The 3,325-nt window shown below is 62.6% G+C and carries 3 protein-coding genes; all 3 read left to right on the top strand.

The window, feature by feature from the left end; translation table 11 throughout:
- The first annotated feature begins 579 nt into the window (after window positions 1-579).
- The 3 genes from AB1609_18860 (at window position 580) to AB1609_18850 (ending at window position 3,258) form a co-directional block, all read left to right on the top strand.
- Entirely contained in the window at window positions 580-798 is a 219-nt protein-coding gene (locus tag AB1609_18860; GenBank protein ID MEW6048508.1) for a hypothetical protein, read from the top strand.
- Window positions 799-1,411: 613 nt separating this feature from the next.
- Complete coding sequence (locus AB1609_18855; GenBank protein ID MEW6048507.1) at window positions 1,412-2,656, top strand: PfkB family carbohydrate kinase; 1,245 nt, start codon at window positions 1,412-1,414, stop codon at window positions 2,654-2,656.
- Entirely contained in the window at window positions 2,647-3,258 is a 612-nt protein-coding gene (locus AB1609_18850; protein MEW6048506.1) for a 7-cyano-7-deazaguanine synthase, read from the top strand. The genes AB1609_18855 and AB1609_18850 overlap by 10 nt, the downstream gene beginning before the upstream one ends.
- Window positions 3,259-3,325 lie beyond the last annotated feature (67 nt).

Raw genomic sequence — 3,325 nt, 5'->3', positions numbered from 1 at the left:
AGCCCCGGCCCCCCGACTCCGTCCCAACGCAGCGCCTGCGCCCCGATGCCGGGCCGGACCGCGGCGCGCACGCCCCCATCCCGCGCTGCACCGGGGCGCCCACGCTCCGATCCCCCGCTGCACCGCGGCGCCCACGCCTCCATCTCCCGCCCGACCGGGGCGCCCACGCCCCAATTGACTCGCACCCCGGAGCCGGGCGGCTACGCTGGCCGCTGGTATCAACTATCTGCGGCAGAATGTGGCGTCATGCGACACGGGGTGTCTTGATTGAGATGCCGGGTTGTATTACCGCCCGAACCGGTAGGACTGGAGGGTGTCGGTCCAACGACGGGGTTCCTCTATCTGGTGGCCCAGGCGACCGGGGGAAGCTGGGTTGCCGAGCTCGCCAGAATTGCGGGTATGGACCGGTGCTGCCTGGGCGGGGTGCGGGGGGAACTGGCGCGCGCTGGTTGGACGAAGCCCGTCCGTTGCGGGACGAGAGACAATCCCGTTCCCGTGTGTCCTGCGGAAGTCCAGGAACGGTAGGTCGAGCGGTTGTGCAAGCTGGCGGCCATGTCCCCGTTCAAGGGGGAATGCCTGATGAAGTGCTGGCTTGACCTCCTGGTGGCGGGCGACGACTTCGTGGATAACGCCAGGCCAGCGTTTCTCGGCAACCCCCTGTCCAGAGACCCCCTCGAGTTCGATCGGTATTACCTCGACGGCGTGCGGTTCGAGTTCAACGGCCCCAGCACTACGGCCCCACTGCGTCGTTCCCGGACGAGCAGGCGTTTCGGCAGGTGCGAGCCAGGGATCTCTTGAGGGTAGAGCTGAGCCGGGAGAAAGGGATCCCACTCTGCTGCTGCAGACTCACTTGGGCAAGATAGGGCATGCGGTTGACGGGCTTGCGAGGGAAATGGGAAACGTTGCCCAAATCCTCAGGGCCTACAAGCGGTGACACTCACGGTCAATTGGGGATTTGTCGTGCTATGAAGGTGAGGTCCTCGCGTCCGCGTCGCGTAGACACTGATGCGGGGTACCTTGGCCAGGGGAGCCGTACAGGTGATAGCTTCATCCTAATCTGTCCGATATCAGATGGGGGTGGTGCAAATGTCCGGTGGGGGAGTCAGGCCCCCAGAACCTGAACCGCCCCATGAGCCCTGTGCACGGTCCTACTCCGACCCACTGATTGAGATTCCCGCCGATGCACACGGGCAGATCAGGGCACTTGTGGTGGGGTCTGAAGTAGACATCGCGCCCCATCCCGAGCGGTATGTCGTACAAGTCCATCGTGAGGGCGTGCTCATAGGGATTCTTGCCAACAGAGAACTCTATTTTTGCCTTGGTAGGTGGCGTTACAGCGCATCGATCCACCACGTGAGGCTGGACGAGCGAAACCTGAGCAACAGTGAAATCTGGATTCGGAGCGTGCGTCATGGTTGACGTCCTTGTCCTCAATGACGCCGCCCGCGATCACATCTGCGGCGGCTGGAGGCCAGGGGGTGCATGGTACTCGCTCAATGCCCTTTCTGGCCTCAAGGTCCCCCACGGCTTCGTGGCTAGGGGGAGCCCGGATGACCTGTCGGCGCTCCAGCAGTTGCCGGGCCACCAGGGCGGCCTGCAGCTGCCGCGACCGCGCAGCGTTGAGTACGTGGTCCTCAACGCGGAGGAACTCTTCCAGCAATGCACAATCAAATGCCATGAATACGGAGCGTTTACCGACAGGGAGTTCGAACAGACTGCTTCATTCCTATTGGGTTCCCGGGCGCGGGGGGTCCTCGTGTATCCCGAATATATCGACTTTCTGCCATACCTGGGGGCCGCCGAGCTTATCGCTGTCGATCTCCAATACCTGCCGCCCGAGCGGCGCGAAGCAGCGCTTGAACGGGCTACTGTCGCGTTTGGAAGCGAGGGGCTGTTCAAGCAAGACCGTGGTTTGGTGGATCGCCTTGTGGACTGGGCCGCGAGTAGGCCTGATCGCATCTTTGTACACCGATTCGGGCCGGGCGGCAGCCGAATATTCACCGGCGGTAAGATCTTCGAGATCTGCGCTTTCGACATAGCCCTGCGCGACTCCGTTGGGGCCGGCGACGTGTACAACGCCGCCTTTCTCGCAGCCAGGATCCAGGGGTTCCCGTTCGACGAGTGCGGCGAGGTGGCTGCGGCCGCCGCAGCGCTGCAGTGTGACCGCTACGCCCACGGGATCACTGAGGACGCCATTAGGCACATCCGGGCGGACGCGCCCCGGACGTTCTGTCCGCCCGAAGTTCGAGCCCGGTGCAAAGTATACCTGGCGGGTCCCTTCTTCGACGAGGGCCAGGTGTGGGTGATCGATAGGATCCAGCGCCTGTTGAGCCACCACGGGTTCCAGGTGTTCAGTCCCATGCACGACGCGGGCGTTGCGGGGGAGGAGTCTTCAGACGAAGCGATCTTCTCGACTGACGTCGCAGCCTTGAGCGAGAGTGATATGGTCCTGGCAGTCCTGGATGGCGAAGACCCTGGAACCATGTGGGAGTGCGGATACGCCTACGCCAGGGGCAAACCGGTCCTTGCCTACTGCACGGGGCAACTAAGCGGCTTGAATCTTATCACTAGGACGGCTATAGGGCCGCCCGTGGCGTCTAATCTACGACAGTTGCTGTTGGGGGCCATGAAAATGTGCTCAAAGCTATGCGGGTAGTTGTGCTGTTCAGTGGGGGCGTCGATTCGGCGGTAACAGCAGGATTGCTTGCGAGGGAGGGTGCCGAGGTCCATCTGCTTTTCGTGAACTACGGCCAGCGGGCGGCTCCCGGCGAGGAACGGTGTGCACATGTGCTGGCAGACTACATGGCTCTACCTTTGACGTGCGTTGATGTCGCCGGCCTTGCCTGCCTGGGCCAGGGCTCCCTTTTTGCGTCGCACCCTGGCCCCGGCGATGGGCCGGGAGAGACGTATTTCCCACACCGCAACCTGTTGCTGCTGACCATCGGTGCACAGTTCGCCCGACGTTTAGACTGCAATGCTTTGGCAGTCGGATTCATCAAGCCGCAGGGTTCGTACTACCCGGATACGACTCCCGAGTTCTTACGTAGGGTAAGGCACGTACTGACCCTCGAGTCCGCGAGCATCCAACTCTTGGCCCCGCTTATCGAATACGACAAAACCGCGGTTGTAAGGTTGGCGGAATACCTGGGCGTACCCTGGCGCCTTGCCCACTCCTGTGACCTCAGCGCCACGGGTCGATGCGGGAAGTGCCCAAGTTGCCTTGACCTGGAGTATGCCATCCGGGGGGTTGGCGAATGACGCATCCGATTCCATTGGATCTCTTCGCACGCGTGGCCTGGGCCTTTGCCGAGTGCTATTACGGGGA

This window comes from Bacillota bacterium, from assembly GCA_040754675.1.
In the GTDB taxonomy this organism is placed as follows: Bacteria; Bacillota; Limnochordia; order Limnochordales; family Geochordaceae; genus Geochorda.
Note: the sequence above shows the minus strand (reverse complement) of the source record. Positions and strands in the feature narration are given on the sequence as shown.